The 597-nt window shown below is 51.6% G+C and carries 1 protein-coding gene; it reads right to left on the bottom strand.

The window, feature by feature from the left end; all coding sequences use genetic code 11:
- On the bottom strand, positions 1-577 hold a 577-nt coding region (gene guaA, locus ACLD7X_RS17925), incomplete at its 3' end, for a glutamine-hydrolyzing GMP synthase (RefSeq protein WP_411425045.1).
- Between the last annotated feature and the right edge of the window lie 20 nt (positions 578-597).

Genomic DNA, 597 nt, shown 5'->3' with positions numbered 1-597 from the left:
TCTTGCCGATGGCCCGGTGCACCAGGGTTGCCGCCACGGAAGAGTCAACTCCACCAGAAAGGGCCATTACTACCCTATCGTTACCAATCTTAATCCGGAGATTTTCGATGGTACTTTCCACAAACGATTCTGAGGTCCAGTCTTGCTGGCAACCGCAAATGTTAACTACGAAGTTGTGCAGTAGTTGCTTACCCTCCGTAGAGTGGGTTACTTCGGGGTGAAACTGAATACCGTAGGTTAGCTCATCCTCAATTTTGTAAGCGGCCACTTCCACAGACTCCGTCGAAGCGATTACACGAAATGATTCCGGGATGCGGACAATGGTGTCGGCGTGCGACATCCACACCTGCGAGGTCTGGGAAAGTCCGGCCAGTAGTGAAGAGTCCTCATCCCTGATTTGCATTTTTGCCCGGCCATACTCCCGGTGTTCGGAGGGTTTTACGTCTCCTCCCAATAGTTGGGCCATCAGCTGAGCTCCGTAGCATACCCCAAGTACAGGTATTTTCTTGCGGAAAAGGTCGAGATCAATCGTAGGCGCGTTTTCCTCTCGAACGGAGCAAGGGCTGCCTGAAAGTATTACTCCCTTTACATTGGAAG

This window comes from Aphanothece microscopica RSMan92, assembly GCF_046613545.2.
Taxonomy (GTDB): Bacteria; Cyanobacteriota; Cyanobacteriia; order PCC-6307; family Cyanobiaceae; genus NIES-981.
The sequence above is the reverse complement of the archived record's forward strand: the minus strand, read 5'-3'. Positions and strand labels throughout refer to the sequence as shown.